This is a genomic window from Actinoplanes sp. HUAS TT8 (genome assembly GCF_051380535.1).
In the GTDB taxonomy this organism is placed as follows: domain Bacteria; phylum Actinomycetota; class Actinomycetes; order Mycobacteriales; family Micromonosporaceae; genus Actinoplanes.
In genome coordinates this window covers 7,604,852-7,621,389 of the sequence record NZ_CP195646.1, presented here as the reverse complement: position 1 = coordinate 7,621,389, position 16,538 = coordinate 7,604,852, and the positions used below count along the sequence as shown (strand labels likewise).

The 16,538-nt window shown below is 72.0% G+C and carries 12 protein-coding genes; 7 read left to right on the top strand and 5 right to left on the bottom strand.

The features are described from left to right. The first annotated feature begins 96 nt into the window (after window positions 1–96). Entirely contained in the window at window positions 97–4,332 is a 4,236-nt protein-coding gene (locus ACSHV8_RS33525) for a hypothetical protein (RefSeq protein ID WP_436522369.1), read from the top strand. Window positions 4,333–4,398: 66 nt separating this feature from the next. Here ACSHV8_RS33525 and panB read toward each other — a convergent pair whose 3' ends face one another. Both panB and ACSHV8_RS33515 read right to left on the bottom strand, forming a co-directional pair. Continuing rightward, window positions 4,399–5,229, bottom strand: coding sequence for a 3-methyl-2-oxobutanoate hydroxymethyltransferase (panB, locus tag ACSHV8_RS33520; protein ID WP_436522367.1), 831 nt, complete (start codon window positions 5,227–5,229; stop codon window positions 4,399–4,401). A 143-nt stretch (window positions 5,230–5,372) separates the two neighbouring features. Next, a complete protein-coding gene (locus ACSHV8_RS33515; protein ID WP_436522365.1) occupies window positions 5,373–7,154 on the bottom strand; it encodes an NAD+ synthase in 1,782 nt (593 codons plus the stop codon). 114 nt (window positions 7,155–7,268) lie between these two features. Here ACSHV8_RS33515 and ACSHV8_RS33510 point away from each other — a divergent pair, with 114 nt between their 5' ends. Together ACSHV8_RS33510 and ACSHV8_RS33505 are read left to right on the top strand one after the other, a co-directional pair. Then, a complete protein-coding gene (locus ACSHV8_RS33510) occupies window positions 7,269–8,621 on the top strand; it encodes a glutamine synthetase family protein (RefSeq protein ID WP_396120796.1) in 1,353 nt (450 codons plus the stop codon). Between the two features lie 182 nt (window positions 8,622–8,803). Continuing rightward, window positions 8,804–9,229 (top strand): DUF350 domain-containing protein, encoded by a 426-nt coding sequence (locus ACSHV8_RS33505; protein WP_436522362.1) that lies wholly within the window; start codon window positions 8,804–8,806, stop codon window positions 9,227–9,229. Window positions 9,230–9,470: 241 nt separating this feature from the next. Here the strand turns inward: ACSHV8_RS33505 and ACSHV8_RS33500 are convergent, their stop codons facing one another. After that, window positions 9,471–10,616 carry a low temperature requirement protein A gene (locus tag ACSHV8_RS33500; RefSeq protein ID WP_436522360.1) on the bottom strand — a complete coding sequence of 382 codons (1,146 nt, stop codon included), beginning with the start codon at window positions 10,614–10,616 and terminating at the stop codon, window positions 9,471–9,473. Window positions 10,617–10,661: 45 nt separating this feature from the next. Between ACSHV8_RS33500 and ACSHV8_RS33495 the strand changes: the two genes are divergently transcribed. Both ACSHV8_RS33495 and ACSHV8_RS33490 read left to right on the top strand, forming a co-directional pair. Beyond that, window positions 10,662–11,381: a helix-turn-helix transcriptional regulator gene (locus tag ACSHV8_RS33495; protein ID WP_436522358.1), complete on the top strand. Its 720-nt coding sequence runs from the start codon at window positions 10,662–10,664 to the stop codon at window positions 11,379–11,381. Further along, the gene (locus ACSHV8_RS33490) at window positions 11,378–11,830 is read left to right on the top strand and encodes a GNAT family N-acetyltransferase (protein WP_436522356.1); all 453 of its coding nucleotides are present in this window, start codon (window positions 11,378–11,380) and stop codon (window positions 11,828–11,830) included. The genes ACSHV8_RS33495 and ACSHV8_RS33490 overlap by 4 nt, the downstream gene beginning before the upstream one ends. Window positions 11,831–11,834: 4 nt before the next feature. On the opposite strand, the gene ACSHV8_RS33485 is transcribed toward ACSHV8_RS33490, so the two are convergent. Continuing rightward, complete coding sequence (locus ACSHV8_RS33485) at window positions 11,835–12,215, bottom strand: VOC family protein (RefSeq protein ID WP_436522354.1); 381 nt, start codon at window positions 12,213–12,215, stop codon at window positions 11,835–11,837. A 105-nt stretch (window positions 12,216–12,320) separates the two neighbouring features. On the opposite strand from ACSHV8_RS33485, the gene ACSHV8_RS33480 reads away from it, so the two are divergent. Next, the gene (locus tag ACSHV8_RS33480; protein WP_436522352.1) at window positions 12,321–13,091 is read left to right on the top strand and encodes a type 1 glutamine amidotransferase; all 771 of its coding nucleotides are present in this window, start codon (window positions 12,321–12,323) and stop codon (window positions 13,089–13,091) included. Window position 13,092: 1 nt separating this feature from the next. After that, window positions 13,093–16,050, top strand: a complete 2,958-nt coding sequence (locus ACSHV8_RS33475; RefSeq protein WP_436522350.1) for a bifunctional [glutamine synthetase] adenylyltransferase/[glutamine synthetase]-adenylyl-L-tyrosine phosphorylase — start codon at window positions 13,093–13,095, stop codon at window positions 16,048–16,050. On the opposite strand, the gene ACSHV8_RS33470 is transcribed toward ACSHV8_RS33475, so the two are convergent. Further along, window positions 16,045–16,476, bottom strand: coding sequence for a MarR family winged helix-turn-helix transcriptional regulator (locus ACSHV8_RS33470; protein WP_436522348.1), 432 nt, complete (start codon window positions 16,474–16,476; stop codon window positions 16,045–16,047). The two genes, ACSHV8_RS33475 and ACSHV8_RS33470, sit on opposite strands and share 6 nt — an antisense overlap. Between the last annotated feature and the right edge of the window lie 62 nt (window positions 16,477–16,538).

Below are 16,538 nucleotides of genomic sequence, written 5' to 3'. Positions count from 1 at the left end.
ACCCCGGCCAGGAGTGCGGGGACGACGGCCGGGAGCAAGCGCGCGAGTGTGCCGGTGGCACGGGGTTCCGCTGCTGCCAAGCCTACGGGTAAAGCGGTGGCGGCGGCTCGGAGTTCGGCCAAGAGTGCACCGGCCAAGTCGGTGACCGGGCGGGTTCCGGCCGCGCGATCCGGGGCCGGGCCGGCAGCGGCGAAACCGCGTACCGGCAAGGCGGCCGTGACCAAGCCGGTCGCCGTGACCAAGGCCGGGTCGGCCAAGAGCACTGCGGTCAAGCCGGTGGCGGCCAAGGCTTCCACGACGAAGGCGGCTGCGACGAAGGCTTCCGTGGCCAAGGCGGTCGCCACGAAGGCTTCCGCAGCCAAGGCGGTCGCTACGAAGGTGGCCGCGACGAAGGTGGCCGCGACGAAGGCTGCTCCCGCGAAGTCGACCCGGGTCGCGGCCGGCAAGGCGGCGCCGGTGAAGGCGGCCAAGCCGGTTGCGGGCAAGGCGGCCGCGGTGCGGGCCGGCTCGGGCAAGGTGACGAACGCGCCCAAGGTGAGCTCGGTCAAGACCGGTGCGGCCAAGGTGGTGGCCGCCAAATCGAACGCGGCCAAGGTGAGTCCGGCCAAGTCGAACGTGGCCAAGGCGAGCGCGGCCAAGACGGGTGCCGTCAAGGCGGGCGGGGCCAAGCCGGCTGCGGGGAAGAGCACGACCGGGCGGGGTGCCGGTGGGGCGGCCAAGGTGCCGGTGGCGCGGGCTTCCTCCGTACCCAAGAAAGGGGTTGTGTCGCAGCGCAGCGGTGGCGCGGCAGCGGCCCGGAGCGGTCGGCGGGTCGCGGCGGCCAGCAGCAATGTGCCGAACAAGACACAGGTCACCGTGTCGGCCGATGCCGAACGGGACTGGAACCGGCCCGGAACGGCCTGGCCCGCGTCGACCGCCGAAGGAGCCCGGCCCGGCGACGCCGAAGTGTCGCCCAGCGACCTGACCGACCGGCCGTTCCTCGGCGGCTGGTTCGCGCCGCCACGAGACTCGTCGAGCCCCGACCGGGAATCCGACCAGTGGGGGGCCGACCGGCCCGACCTGGAAGCACTCGGCACACCCGAGACGGACAACGACACCGACGGTGAGCAGGAACCGGACCCCATCTCCGAGCAGATGGCGGCGTTCGCCAAGAGCGCGCGGGCCCGCGGGCAGCTGTTCCTCTCGCCCGACGACGAAGGTGTCGTCGAGGACGGCGGAGTGGTGCGGAGCAAGCCGGTACGCAAGCGCGGTGCCGCCGCGGAACCCGTGTCCGCGGCACCGGCGACCGGACGGTCCGAAGCGGCCGCGGTACGTGCGGCCCAGGCCGAGATGGCGGCGATCCGAGCCGCCCAGGCCGGCACCGTAGCGGTCGGACAGGTCGCGCCGGACGAACCGGAACCGCCGGCCACGCAGATCGCCGTCGGCGGGGGAGCGCTGCCCGAGACCACCGGCGCGCGACCCGGGCCGGCCGGGCTCGTCGCCGTACCGTCCGAGCCGGACACCGTCGAGGAAACGGCACCGACGCGGCTGACACGGCGGGAAGCCGCCGCCCGGCGGGCCGCGGCCCGAGGCACCACGGGACGTCCGGCCGTCAGCGAACCGGAACCTGCGGACGACGACGAGGACTGGGACTCCCGGCCCGCCGCCGACTTCGAAGAACGCGAGGCCGGAACCGTGCGGGCCGCCCGGGGAGCGGCGGCCAAGGCGGCCGAAGCGGCCGAAGCGGCCGCCCAAGCCGCCGAACTGGCCGACGAAGCCGTGGTCGCGGCGATCGGGCCGGTCAAGACGGTGGGATCCAGGGCGGCTGCGCGGAACGGTTCGGCGCCGGTGAAGACGGTGGGCTCCAAGGCGGCTCGCGGGCGGGCGGCCGGACCGGTCAAGACCGTCGGCAGCCGGCGGACCGCCGGGACAGCGGCGGCGGCTGCAGCCGAGCGGGCCGTCGTGGCGGCTGAGGAAGCGGCTGCGGTAGAGGCCCCGGGGCGGAAGAACGCTGGTCGGCGCCGGGGTGCTGGATCTTCGGCGGCTCCGCGTGGGGCGGCTTCGGCGGCCCGGGTGACTGCTGAGGCCGTGGACGGCGGGGCCGCGAAGGCGCCCGCGCCCAGGTCGACTTCAGCCAAGTCGACTGCAGCCAAGTCGACTGCGGCGAAGGCAACTGCGACCAGGTCGACCGCGGCGAAGGCGACTGCGACCAAGACGACTGCGGCGACGAAGTCGGCTGGGGCGAAGGCGGCTCCTGCTAAGGCGACTGCCGTTAAGTCTGCTCCGGTCAAGGCCGCGAGTACGAAAGCGACTGCTGCCAAGGCGGTCGCTGGTGGGGCCAAGTCGGCTGTTGGTAAGGCTGCGGCGACCAAGGTCGGGGCGGCGAAGACGACCGCGGCCAGGTCGGCTGCGGCGACCGGGACGAAGGCGGCTCCCGCCAAGGCTGCCGGGACCAAGGCCACTGCGGCTAAAGCGACCGGTACCAAGGCGACCGCGACTAAGACGGCTGGGACCAAGGCGGCAGCGGCCAAGGCTGCTGGGACTAAGACGGCTGGGACCAAGGCGACAGCGGCCAAGGCTGCTGGGACCAAGGCGACAGCGGCTAAGGCCACTGCTACTAAGGCGGCTCCGGCCAAGACGGTCGGGACCAAGGCGACGGGCGCCAAGGCGACGGCGGCGAAGGCGGGTGGGGCCAAGGCCTCGGCGGCTGGGAGCGGGTCGGCGGTCAAGGCGGGCGCCTCGAAGAGTGCAGCGGCCAAGGCCGGAGGGGCGAAGGCCGCGCCGACCAAGGCGACGGCGGTCAAGGCTACGGCTGCTAGGGCTGGAGCTGTTAAGGCTGGGGCTGCTAAGGCGGCGCCGGCCAGGGCAAATGCGGCTAAGGCTGGGGTGGCGAAGGCTGCTCCGACCAAGACGGCCGCGAGCAAGGCCACTGCTGCTAAGGCCACTGCGAAGAAGGCCACCTCGGCCAGGGGCGGGGCGAGCAAGGCCGCGCCGGCCAAGGCGAGCCCGACCAAGGCTGGGGCGGCAAAGGCTGCGCCCGCCAAGGTGACTGCGGCCAAGGCTGGGGCGGCGAAGGTCGCGCCCGCCAAGGTGACCGCGACCAAGGCGGGGGCGGCGAAGGTCGCGCCTTCCAAGGCGGCCTCGACGAAGGCCACCGCTGCCAAGACGGCGGCAAGGAAGGCAGCGCCGGCCAAGGCAGGCGCGACCGCGGCCAAGGCAACCGCATCCAAGGCAACCGCATCCAAGGCGACGGCAACCAAGGCGACCGCGAGCAAGGCGACCGCTTCCAAGGCGACCGCGAGTAAGGCGGCGGCGACCAAGGCGACCGCGAGTAAGGCAGCGGCGAGCAAGGTTGCGGGTGTGAAGGCGACGGCGTCGAAGGCGGCCGCCGGCAAGACCGCGGGTGTGAAGGCGACCGGTGCGAAGGCGGCAGCGGCCAAGGTGACGGGTGCGAAGGCGGCCGGGGCCAAGGCGACTGGTGTGAAGGCGAGCGGGCGGAAGGCTACGTCGGCTCGGGCTACGTCGGCCCGGGCGGCGGCTGCGGCCGAGGCGATGGTTGCTGAGGCGGCGGCTGCTGAGGCGGTGGCCACCGAGGTTGCGGCGGCCCGGGCCGAAGAGGCGATGGCTACCGCGAGCGTGGCGGCGGTGTCCGCCACCGCGGCCAAGAGTGCGGCTCGCAAGGCGGCCAAGACGGCCGCGACCACTCGGGCCGCGGCGGCGAAGGCGGCTCGGACCACGAAGGTGGCGGCGACCAAGGCGGCGCAGGTCGCCGCGACGGTGGCCGACGAGGCTCCGGCCAAGGCCACCGGCCGCTCCACCGCGGCGAAGAGCACCCGATCCGGCGGCCGTTCGAGCAGTTCGCCGGCGAGTTCCCGGTCCAACGGTTCGGCGGCCGGTTCCCGCTCGAACGGGTCGGCCGGCTCCCGGTCCAACGGGTCAGCGGCCGGTTCTCGGTCGAGCAACTCGGCGGCCGGCTCCCGGTCGAACGGGTCGGCGGGCGGGGCTCAGAGTGCCGGGGGACGGGCGACCGCCGCCAAGGGCGCGACCCGGTCCGGCGGCGCGAAGGCGACCAAGGCCGGGGCCGGTGCCCGGACCACGGCGTCGCGGGCGGCTTCGGCGGCGAACGCGGCCGTGCCGGCCAAGAAGGCACCGGCCAAGAAGACCGCCGACAAGGCCACGACCGGCGCCAAGGCCACCGGGAACGCGGCCAAGGCCACCAAGGTCACCCGCGCTTCCGGTACGAACGGTGGGGCGACGACCGCGGCCCGCGGTGCACGGGGTGCGGCCAAGGCGACGTCGGTGGCGCGGGCCAGTGCCGTACGCGCGCCGTCGGGTTCTCGTCGGAGCCGGTAGATCGCACAGGAACGGGCCACGCCGTGATCACGGCGTGGCCCGTTTCCATGTCCGTACGGGAAAATTTTAGAAAGTGTGTTCGGCGGCCGGGAACTCTCCGCTGCGCACTTCGTCGGCGAACTGCTTGGTCGCCTCGGTCAGCGCGCCGGCCAGGTCGGCGTAACGCTTCACGAAGCGCGGCGCCTTGCCGGTCCGCAGGCCGGCCATGTCCTGCCAGACGAGGACCTGGGCGTCGGTGTCGGGTCCGGCACCGATGCCGACGGTGGGGATCGGCAGTTCCTTGGTGATCTGCTTGGAGACGTCGCCCGGGACCATCTCCAGGACGACGGCGAACGCGCCCGCGTCGGCGACCGCGCGGGCGTCGGAGATCACCTCGGCGCCCTCGTTCTCCCGGCCCTGGACCCGGTAGCCGCCGATGGTGTGTTCGCGCTGCGGGGTGAAGCCGATGTGGGCCATGACCGGGATGCCGGCGCCGGTGATGGCCTCGATCTGCGGGGCCACCCGGCGTCCGCCTTCGAGTTTGACCGCGTGGCAGCCGCCCTCCTTCATGAAGCGGACGGCGGTGCGCAGCGCCTGGGTGGGGCTCTCCTCGTAGCTGCCGAACGGCAGGTCACCGACGATCAGTGCCGTCTTGGTGGCCCGGACCACGGCTTTGACCAGTGGCAACAGCTCGTCGACGGTGATCTGGACGGTGGTCTCGTAGCCGTAGACGTTGTTGGCCGCCGAGTCGCCCACGAGCAGGACCGGCACGCCGGACTGGTCGAAGATCGAGGCCGTGTACTGGTCGTAGGAGGTCAGCATGGGCCACCGGTCGCCGCGGACCTTGGCGTTGAGCAGGTCGCGGGTGCGGACGCGGCGGGTGGCCGGCCCTCCGTACAGGGTCGGAATTTCCGACATCTCGTCACTCTCCTCCCTCGAGGCCGCCTGATGCGGTCCCCGGGTGTCCCGGAAATCGTCGCACCAGGGCGGCCGTTGAAACGAGGGGTCAGTGGAAGGTGTCACACCCGTCCAACCACCCCGCCCGCCACCCCTAAAGCGGACTAAAGACTCTCCTCCTGGCGAAACCTGTTGGTAATAGGAAGCCTGCGGTCCCGGCCGAACGCCTTGCCGGAGATCTTGGTGCCGGGAGCCGACTGGCGGCGCTTGTATTCCGCCAGGTCGACCATCCTCAGCACCCGGTCCACCAGGGCCGGGTCGTTGCCGGCGGCGATCAGTTCGTCCCGGCCGAGGTCGTGATCCACATACCCCTTGATGATCGGGTCAAGCACCGCGTAGTCGGGCAGCGAGTCCGAGTCCTTCTGGTCGGGCCGCAGCTCGGCGCTGGGGGCCTTGGTGATCGAGTTCTCCGGGATGGGCGGGTCGCCCTGCGTGTTCCGCCAGCGGGCGAGCTGCCAGACCATCGTCTTGGGCACGTCCTTGAGCGGATTGAAGCCGCCGACCGAGTCGCCGTAGAGCGTGGAGTAACCGACCGCCAGTTCGCTCTTGTTGCCGGTGGTGAGCACGAGGTGCCCGTCCTGGTTGGAGAGCGCCATCAGGATCACGCCGCGGACCCGGGCCTGCAGGTTCTCCACGGCCACGCCGGAGAGCGACATGTTGGCCAGGAACGCGTCGACCATCGGCTGGATCGGCTCGACGCGGTAGTTCATGCCGGTGCGTTTGGCCATGTCGGCGGCGTCGTCCTTGGAGTGCTCGGACGAGTAGCCGCTGGGCAGGGAGACGCCGGTGACGCGTTCCGGGCCGAGGGCGTCGACGGCGATGGCGGCGACCACCGCGGAGTCGATGCCGCCGGAGAGGCCGAAGACGACCGAGCGGAAGCCGTTCTTGTTGACGTAGTCGCGCAGGCCCATGACCAGGGCGGTCCAGACCTCGGCCTCGTCGGAGACGCGCTCGGCGATCTGTCCGGACCTGCGGTCGGAAAGCGGCGCGAGCTCGCCGGCCGCAGAGGTCCGACTGATCGACATGTCCTGCAGGATTTCCTGCTCGACCGGCGGCTTCGTCGCGTCGGTCGAGCCTTCCGCGTTCGGCGCGGCATCGGCCAGGGGCAGGTCGAGATCGTGGACCAGGAGCTCCTCGGTGAACTGTCCCGCCCGGGCGAGCAGTTCCCCGTCCGCCCCGACGATGATCGAGTCCCCGTCGAAGACCAGCTCGTCCTGACCACCGATCATGTTCACGTACGCCACGGCGGCGCCCGCCTCGGCCGCCCGGCGCTGCACGAGCGGCAGCCGGACGTCGTCCTTGTTCAACTCGTACGGCGAAGCGTTGATGTTGACGACGAGTCCCACCCCGGCCCGCCGGGCCGCGGTGAACGGCCCGCCGGCCTGCCAGATGTCCTCGCAGACGGTCAGAGCGACATCGACCCCGCCGAGCCGGACCACGGTCAGCGCGTCGCCGGGCTCGAAGTAGCGGTCCTCGTCGAAGACGCCGTAGTTCGGCAGGTGGTGCTTGAAGTACGTCGCGACGACCTCGCCACCGTGCAGCAGCGCGGACGCGTCCCGGCGGCCGGTCCCGGGCGTGGCGTCCGAGCTGATCGGGGCCGGGCCGTCGGCATCCACATACCCGACCACGACGGCCAGGTCACCGAGGCCCTCGGCGGCCAGGTCGGCGGCGAGCGTGCGCAGCGCGCGCTTCGAGGCGTCGACGAACGAATTACGGAAGACCAGGTCCTCGATCGGATAGCCGGTCAGCATCATCTCCGGGAACGCGACCAGGTGCGCTCCCGAGTCGGCGGCGGCCCGCGACCAGCGGCGGATCGCGGCCGCGTTGCCGGCGATGTCGCCGACCGTCGAATTCACCTGGGCGAGGGCGATGCGCAGCGTGGGCATGCACCTTATTGTTCCCCAATGACGGGCCCTCGGATCCTGACCCGGGCCGACGTCACAAGCCAAGGTCAGCGTAGTCTCGGCCTCGAAGGATCGACACCGGGACAAGGGGTGGAAGTGGACCGACAGCAGGAGTTCGTGCTTCGCACGCTCGAGGAGCGCGACATCCGTTTTGTCCGTCTCTGGTTCACCGATGTGCTCGGCACGCTGAAGAGCGTGTCGGTGGCCCCGGCCGAGCTGGAGTCCGCCTTCGAGGAGGGCATCGGCATCGACGGCTCGGCGATCGAGGGCTTCGCCCGGGTCTTCGAGTCGGACATGGTCGCGATGCCGGACCCGACGACGTTCCAGGTCTTCCCGTTCGAGGGCGGCGGCAGCGGCGAGAGCGCCCGGATGTTCTGCGACATCCTGCTCCCCGACGGCAGTCCGGCCTGGGCCGACCCGCGCCACGTGCTGCGCCGCGGCCTGGCCAAGGCGGCCGAGAAGGGCTTCACCTTCTACACCCACCCCGAGGTCGAGTTCTTCCTGGTCCAGGACGGGCCGAACGACGGCTCGGTGCCGGTCCCGGTCGACGCCGGTGGGTATTTCGACCACACCACACACGCCGTCGCGCGCGACTTCCGCCGCCAGGCCGTGCTGGCCCTGGAGCGGATCGGCATCTCGGTCGAGTTCAGCCACCACGAGGTCGCCCCCGGCCAGCAGGAGATCGACCTGCGGTATGCCGACGCGCTGACCACGGCCGACAACATCATGACGTTCCGGCACGTGGTCAAGGAGGTGGCGCTGTCGCAGGGCGTGCGGGCCACCTTCATGCCGAAGCCGTACACCGACCAGCCGGGCTCCGGCATGCACACCCACCTCTCGCTGATGGAGGGTGAGCGCAACGCGTTCTACGACAGCGAGGACCCGCAGCGGCTGTCCAAGACGGCCCGCGCGTTCATCGCCGGCCAGCTGGTGCACGCCCGGGAGTACACGGCGATCACCAACCAGTGGGTCAACTCGTACAAGCGGCTCTTCCCGATGCAGCTGCCGGACCGGATCACCGAGTCGCCGGCGTTCGTCAGCTGGGGCCACCTGAACCGGTCGGCCCTGGTGCGCGTCCCGGCGTTCGGCAAGCCCAGCTCGGCCCGCGTCGAGGTGCGCTCGATCGACTCCGCCGCGAACCCGTACCTGGCCTTCGCGGTCATGCTCGGCGCCGGCCTCAAGGGCATCGAGGAGGGCTACGAGCTGCCCCCGGGTGCCGAGGACGACGTGTGGTCGCTGTCGCCGGCCGAGCGCAAGGCGGCGGGCTACGAGGCACTGCCGGAGAACCTGTCCGAGGCGATCGACGTGATGGCCGGCTCGGAGCTGGTGGCCGAGGTGCTCGGCGAGCACGTCTTCGACTACTTCCTCCGGAACAAGCGGGCCGAGTGGGAGCAGTTCCGCCGCGAGGTGACGCCCTACGAGCGCCAACGGTACCTGGGCGCCCTCTGAGCAACTCGAACTGACGCCAGGCGGCGACGGTCCGGAAGGACCGCCGCCGCCTGAACTGTTCCCGCCGTGTCGCCGCTGACGACCGGGCGGACAGCCGGGCCCCCTTGCTGCAGCGCCGTGCCCCGAAGTTTTGCCACACGGGGTACGGTCTCCTCTGACGTCACGCGACAAGGGGAGAGGCCGTGTTGCAGGATCTGCTGGAGGGCGCCGGGCGGAGCATCGTCTTCGGCCTGATCGGAATCGGTCTGATGGCGGTCGGTTACGTGCTCATCGACATGCTCACCCCGGGTCGGTTGCGCGACCTGATCTGGATCGAGCGCAACCCCAACGCGTCGCTGCTCCTCGCCGCCAACCAGCTCGGCATCGCCGCGATCGTGTTCACCGCGATCTGGACGACCTACGACTCGTTCGGCCAGGGCCTGGCGTCGACGCTGCTCTTCGGCCTGCTCGGCATCGTGATCATGGGGCTCGCCTTCAAGGTGCTGGACTGGATGACCCCCGGCAAGCTGGGCGAGGTCATCTGCACCGAGACCTTCCACGGCGGCGCCCTGGTCAGCGCGGCTTCCCACTTCGGCGCCGCCCTCATCGTCTGCGCCTGCATCGCTTAAAAAGAGCCAATTGCTTGCGTACGGCGTCAAGCCCGGCCCCGTGACACTCCCACCCCACGAGCACCCGCCGTCGTCCACGCCCCGCGGCACCCCCACGCGACGTGTGCTTGACGTCGAGCCTGCCCCCGGGAGCGGCGGCGGCCTCGCGACGGAGTGCCGCGGGGCGTGGGCTCGCCGCGGGGCGTGGGCTTGGGGCGGAGTGCCGCGGGACGGGTGCTCATGACGTACCAAATCGGGGTTTTTATGATCCTCGGCCGAAATCGCCGATGGCGTTGGCCAGGCCGGCGCGGCGGACGCGGGGAATGTCCTCGGTGATGGCGCCGGCCGCGAGAATGATCGCGGTCGCGGCCAGTTGGGCGATCGCCAGGTGGTGCCCGAGCGGGACGGCGGCCAGGCACAACGCGGCCACGGCGACGCGGTAGGGCGCGCCCGGGAGCCGGAGCAGGCGCAGGAAGATCGCGTGGCCCAGCAGGTAGAGGGCGACGCCGCCGCCCAGGGCCAGAGCCTCGTCCCAGTGCAGCGCGTCGAACGCGTGGGCCAGGGTCTTCTTGATCCCGACGGCGGTCAGGACGATGCCCAGGAGCATCGGGATGTGCGCGTAACCCCACGCGTTCAGGGCCAGGCGCGCACGCCGGGCCGGGTCGACGGCCTCGGCCAGGACGTGCTCGGAGCGGCGGTCGCCGTCGGCGAAATAGTTCCACCACAGGTAGTAGGCCACCGTGAGGCCCAGGACGGCGGCCAGGATCAGGCCGGCGTCGAGGTCCAGATCGGTGGCGCCGACGCCGATGGCCAGGACCGACTCGCCGATCGCGATGATCATGACGAGGCTGTGCCGTTCGACGAAGTGACCGGCCGAGATCGTGTGCATCTCGGCCGGGTGCAGGTACCCGGCCGTGACCTGCACCAGCGGCGCGGCCAGCCAGCACAGGTGCCGCCAGGGCTCGGGCAGCAGACCGCCGGCCAGCACCAGCAGCGCGGCCACCAGGTTCATCGGGCCGAGCGTGCGCATCATCCGCAGCGCGGCCGGGCCGGCCTGCAGGAACAGCACCGAGTGGGCGATGTTGACCACCAGGTAGCCGGCGCCGAAGATCCAGCCGTACTCCGTGAACGCCTCGGGGATGGCCAGCGCCATCACCAGGAAGCCGGCCATCCCGGCCAGCAGCAGGGTGCGCCGGACGGTGGTGGTCGGGGCGACCGCGTTGGTGAGCCACGCGTACCCCGAGTACATCCACCAGACCACGAACAGCACCAGCGCGACGTCGACCAGGCCGGACCACGTCAGGTGGTGCGCCAGCGAATCGGCCAGCTGGGTCACGGTGAACACGAAGACCAGGTCGAAGAAGAGCTCCAGTGTGGACACCCGAGCGCCGGGCGACTCCTGCGTCATGCCGGAGAGACTAATCTGTCGTACCCCCCGGCTAGGTTTCGTGACGTGAACCGTACCGACCGGTTGTATGCCCTCGTCGAGGAGTTGAGGGCGGTGGCGCCCCGCCCGCGCAGCGCGCGCTGGCTGGCCGAGCGCTTCGAGGTGAGCGTCCGCACGGTGGAGCGGGACATCTCCGCCCTGCAGCAGTCGGGCACGCCGATCTACGCCGAGACCGGCCGCACCGGGGGCTACTGCCTGGACCGGACGCACACGCTGCCACCGGTCAACCTCACCCCCGAGGAGGCGGTGGCGATGGCGCTGGCCCTGCGCCGGCTCGACGGGACACCGTTCCGGCAGTCCGCCGCGAGTGCGCTGCGCAAGCTGGTGGCGGTGATGCGGGCCGACGACGCGGCCGCCGCGCAGGCCCTGGCCGACCGGATCCACCTGGTCGGCGGGGCGGCACCGGCGTCCATGCCGCGGGCCGCGGTCGGGGCGCTGCCGGTCGGCCGGGTGCTCCGGATCGGTTATGCGGATCGCGCCGGCGCGGTGACTACACGCGACATCGAGCCGCTGGGCTACGTGGGGATCCGCGAGCAGTGGTATCTGATCGCCTGGTGCCGGCTGCGCGAGTCGGTGCGGATCTTCCGGACCGATCGGATCACCACGATCACCCCGACCCGGGAGGTGGCCCCGGCGCGCGTGTTCCCCGAGGGCGATCTGGACATTCCAGGTGACCGGCGGGAGCGGCTGTCGCTGGTGGGGGACTTTGCGAAGATCTCCGGATGATCTCTGCCGACTCGATCCGTCTGGAGCCGGTCACCGCCGGCAACTGGCGGGACTGCGCCGCTCTGACCGTCCACGAGGAACAGAGGCGCTTCGTCGCCGACGTGACGTACTACCTGTGCATGTGCAATTACGGCGATACCTGGCAGCCGGTCGCGGCCTACCGGGGTGACGAGGTGGTCGGGTTCGCGATCTGGGCCGTCGACGACGACGGCAGCCGGTGGATCGGCGGCCTCGTCGTCGACGCCCGGCACCAGCGTCAGGGGGTCGGCCGCGCCCTGGTCGGGCTGTTGCGCGACCGCCTGATCGCCGAGCCGGGCACGCCGGACGTCGCCCTCAGCTACCAGCCGGCCAACGCGGGCGCGCGGGCGTTGTACCTGTCGATGGGCTTCGTCGAGACCGGCGAGCAGGAGGACGACGAGGTGGTCGCCCGCTGGACCCCGGCCCGCTGATCATTTACGGACGGGCGGGCGGGGTGAAGACGCCGAAGAGGTTGCCCGCGGGGTCGCTGAGGCGGGCGAAGACCAGCCCGTTGGGCTCACGCTGGGGGCCGACCAGGACCCGCCCGCCGTGCGATTCGGCCTGCTTGCAGGCGGCCTCGGTGTCGGCCACCACGACCAGGAAGATCGCCTGGGGCGGAACGTGCCCGCCGGTGCCGTAGAAGCCGCCGAACGGGGCGCCGCCGTCCGGACCGGTCACCATCCGGTACGGCCGGCCGTCCGGGCCGATCGAGTCGTCGTCGTCCGCGAACGTCCAGCCGAAGACGTCGCCGTAGAACTTCTCGGCCTCCTCCGGCCGGTCGGCGCCCACTTCGATCCACCCGATGCCGTTGCTCATCACATTCCCCCTGGGAAAGAAACCTGAGTAAGAAGCTGTCGGAATCGACTCTGCCGGTCCACCCCGACAGCGTCCTGTCGGTGTTTGCCGGGTTAGCCTCGACGGGTGAGCACAGCGCTTGTCATCGAGAACGATCCGACCGACGACCTCCGGCGACTGGGGGACTGGCTCACCGAGGCCGGGCTCGGGGTCACCGTGGTCCGGCCCCATGCCGGTGACGCGTTGCCCGAGTCACTGGACACGTTCGCGGCCCTGGTCGTGCTCGGCGGGGACCAGAGTGTGTATCCGGACGCGGCCGGCGAGCCCGGCGCGCCCTGGTTCCCGGCGCTGGAGGGGCTGCTGCGCAAGGCGGTCAAGCACCGGGTGCCGACGCTCGGCGTCTGTCTCGGCGGGCAGTTGCTGGCCCGCGCGCACGGCGGTCAGGTGGAGCGCAGCCCGTCCGGGCCGGAGATCGGCCCGGGGCTGGTCGGCAAGCGCGACGCGGCCGACACGGATCCGCTGTTCAAGTGGGTGCCGCTGCTGCCCGACGTGGTCCAGTGGCATCGGGACGAGATCACCGAGCTGCCGTTGAGCGCGACGCTACTGGCCGCGTCCAGCCGTTACCCGCATCAGGCGTTCCGGATCGGGGATCGGGCCTGGGGCCTGCAGTTCCACATCGAGTGTGACGCCGAGATGATGGCCGACTGGGTCCGGGACGGTGCCGCCGACCTGGACGAGCTGGGCTATGACCCGGAGGCGGTGGTCCTGGCCGTGGCCGAGATCCTGCCCGACGTCGAGGAGGTGTGGCAGCCGTTCGCGGCTCGGTTCGCCGCGCTCGCGCTGGGCAAGCTGCCGGACGCGGAGACGCCCAGGACCTTGCCGTTGCTGGGGCACTGAGATGACGCGACCGACCAGGCTGGCGCGGTACGGCTTCGCCGACAACGGGGCCGACCTGCTCGGTCCGCGGGGTCTGCGGTTGTGGGACGGCGAGCACGGCCCGGTCAGCGGTGACGCGGCCGAGCTGATCCACGCCCTGTCCCGGGCGGCCGACCCGAATCTGGCGTTGCGCCAGTTCCACCGCCTGGTCGACTCGGTGTCCCGGGCCGCCGAGCGGGCCGGCGGCGGGCGGCCCACCGGCCCGACCGGCGAGATCACCGAGAACGCCGCGAGCCGCGAGCTGATCGACGAGCTGTACCGGGACCACGGGCTGCGCCGGCGGCTCGTCGCGGTGCTCGGCGCGTCGTCGACCCTCGGCGATCATCTGGTCGCCAACGAGCAGGAGTGGCGCACCCTGGCCACCACCAAGAGCGGGCTGCCACCGGACCCGGAAGGTCACCTGGAGCTGGACGCGCCGACCGTGCCGGCGCTGCGGCGGGCGTACCGGATCTCGCTGCTGCGCATCGCCGCGGCCGACCTGACCGGCGGGCGCGGCCTGGAGCCGACCATGGCGGCGCTGTCCACGCTGGCCGACGAGACCCTGTCCGCGGCGTACTCGATCGCGCTGGACGGGCAGCCCGAGCCCCGCCTGGCCGTGGTCGCGATGGGCAAGTGCGGCGGCAACGAGCTGAACTACGTCTCCGACGTCGACGTGATCTTCGTGGCCGCCGCCGACGAGGACCTGCAGGTCGGCACCGCGGTCGCGGCCCGGCTGATGGAGATCTGCGGGCAGGTGGCCTGGCCGGTGGACGCCGCGCTGCGTCCGGAGGGCAGTCGCGGCCCGCTGGTGCGCACGCTCGCCAGCCACCAGGCGTACTACCGGCGCTGGGCCCGCACCTGGGAGTTCCAGGCGCTGCTCAAGGCCCGTCCGGCCGCCGGTGATCTGGCGCTGGCCCAGGAGTGGCTGGCCGACCTGGCGCCGCTGGTCTGGCACGCCGCCGAGCGGCCCGAGGCGGTCGCCGACGTGCGCGACATGCGCCGCCGGATCATCGACAACATCCCGGCCAAGGAGCTGGACCGGGAGATCAAGCGCGGGCCGGGCGGGCTGCGCGACATCGAGTTCGCGGTGCAGCTGCTGCAGCTCGTGCACGGCCGGGTCGACGAGACGCTGCGGCTGCCGGGCACCCTGCCGGCGCTGCGCGCCCTGGTCACCGGCGGTTACGTCGGTCGGCAGGACGGCGAGACGCTGCTGCGGGGGTACCGGTTCCTGCGCGCCGTCGAGCACCGCCTGCAACTGCAGCACCTGAGGCGCACCCACACCGTCCCGGACGACCCGGCCGGCCTGCGCTGGCTGGCCGCTGCGCTCGGGTACACGGCGCTGCCCGGGCAGGACGCGGTCGAGGCGTTCCGCTCGGACTGGGTCGGGCATGCCGCCAACGTCCGCCGCCTGCACGTCAAGCTGCTCTACCAGCCGCTGCTGGAGGCCGTGGCCCGGGTGCCGGCCGAGGCGCTGCGGATGACCCCGGCGTCGGCCCGCAAACGGCTGGAGATCCTCGGCTTCGCCGACCCGGCCGGCGCGCTGCGGCACCTGGAGGCGCTGACCGGCGGCGTGACCCGGACGTCGGCGATCCAGCGCACCCTGCTGCCGATGCTGCTGCAGGACTTCGCCGACGCCCCCGAACCGGACCGTGGCCTGCTCAACTACCGCCAGGTGTCCGACAAACTGGGCAGCACGCCGTGGTACCTGCGGCTGCTGCGCGACGGCGGCCCGGTGGCCCGGCGGCTGGCCCGGGTGATCGGCCTCTCCCGGTACGCGACCGACCTGCTCACCCGCGACCCGGAGGCGTTGCGGCTGCTGGCCGACGACCCCGAGCTGCGGCCACGGTCCAAGGAGAAGCTGGTCGACGGCTTCGCGGCGGCGGCCGAGCGGCACGCCGACGACCCGGTGAAGGCGATCGCCGCGGTCCGCGCGCTGCGCCGCCGGGAGCTGTTCCGGCTGGCCTGCGCCGACATCCTGAGCCAGGCCGGTGACCTGGCCCCGGCCCACCCGATCGACGTGCACCAGCTCGGGGACGGGTTGTCCGCGGTCACCGACGCGACGCTGAACGCCGCGCTGCTGATCGCCCGCCGGGTCAAGCCGGGCCCGGCCGGGATGCGGTTCGCGGTGATCGGCATGGGCCGCCTCGGTGGCTACGAGATGAGCTACCCGTCGGACGCCGACGTGCTGTTCGTCTTCGAGGGCGGCACCGAGGCGGCCGCCCACGCGATCGCCGAGGAGATGCGGCGGCTGCTCAACGCGCCCGCGCCCGACCCGGCCCTGGGCATCGACGCCGACCTGCGTCCCGAGGGCCGGCAGGGTCCGCTGGTCCGCAGCCTGCAGGCCTACCAGCAGTACTACGACCGCTGGTCCAAGGTGTGGGAGGCGCAGGCGCTGCTGCGGGCCCGGTTCGTCTGCGGCTCGCCGGAGCTCGGCGCCGCGTTCGAGGCGCTGGCCGACACCAAGCGTTACCCGGTCGAGGGGCTCAGCCGCGAGCAGGTCGTCGAGATCCGGCGGATCAAGGCCCGGGTCGAGACCGAGCGGATGCCCCGCGGCGCCGACCCGAACACGCACACCAAGCTGGGCCGCGGCGGCCTGGCCGACGTGGAGTGGGCCGTCCAGCTGCTGCAGCTGCGGCACGCGCACGAGGTGCCGGGCCTGCGCTGCACGAAAACGCTGGAGGCGCTCGACGCCGCCCGCGAGGCCGAGCTGGTCACGCCGGCCGACGCGGAGGAGATGGCGGCCGGCTGGACCCTGGCCGCACAGGTGCGCAACGCGTTGACGCTGGTGCGCGGGCGGCCGACCGATCAGCTGCCGCAGCACGGCGTGGAACTGGCCGGGACGGTGCTGCTGCTGGGCGGCGGCGACCCGGGCGAGTTCGTCGACCGCTACCTGCGGATCACCCGCCGGTCGCGGGCCGCGATGGAGCGGGTGTTCTCATAAGGCCGCGGCTATGACCTGGGTCAGTGAGGCGTGCAGCTTCCGCAGGTCCTCGATCGGCAGGCCGAGCCGCTCGACCACGGCCGGCGGGATCTTCAACGCCTCGGCCCGCAGCGCCTGACCACTCTCGGTCAGCGTGATGGCCAGGCTGCGCTCGTCGGCCCGGTCCCGCTCGCGGCGCAGGTAGCCGACCGCCTCCAGCCGCTTGAGCAGCGGTGACAGCGTGCCCGGGTCGAGCGCCAGGAGCTCGCTGAGCCGCCGCACGGTGACCGGTGACTCACCCCACAGGGCGAGCATCACCAGGTACTGCGGGTGGGTCAGGCCCATCGGCTCCAGCAGCGGGCGGTAGATCGCCACCACACTCCGCGCCGCGACCGAGAGCGCGAAGCAGACCTGCTGCTCCAGAGCCAGGGGGTCTTCATCACTCACTTGGGTTCTCCTCAGGTCGTGAGTTAGTCTACCAATAGTTGGGGCACCAACCATTAGCCCAC

Coding starts and splice junctions, on each gene's coding strand:
- panB (WP_436522367.1), bottom strand. CDS start 5,229: ATGTCGGAAATTCCGACCCTGTACGGAGGGCCGGCCACCCGCCGCGTC.
- ACSHV8_RS33500 (WP_436522360.1), bottom strand. CDS start 10,616: ATGACGCAGGAGTCGCCCGGCGCTCGGGTGTCCACACTGGAGCTCTTC.
- ACSHV8_RS33475 (WP_436522350.1), top strand. CDS start 13,093: ATGACGCGACCGACCAGGCTGGCGCGGTACGGCTTCGCCGACAACGGG.
- ACSHV8_RS33515 (WP_436522365.1), bottom strand. CDS start 7,154: ATGCCCACGCTGCGCATCGCCCTCGCCCAGGTGAATTCGACGGTCGGC.
- ACSHV8_RS33490 (WP_436522356.1), top strand. CDS start 11,378: ATGATCTCTGCCGACTCGATCCGTCTGGAGCCGGTCACCGCCGGCAAC.
- ACSHV8_RS33485 (WP_436522354.1), bottom strand. CDS start 12,215: ATGAGCAACGGCATCGGGTGGATCGAAGTGGGCGCCGACCGGCCGGAG.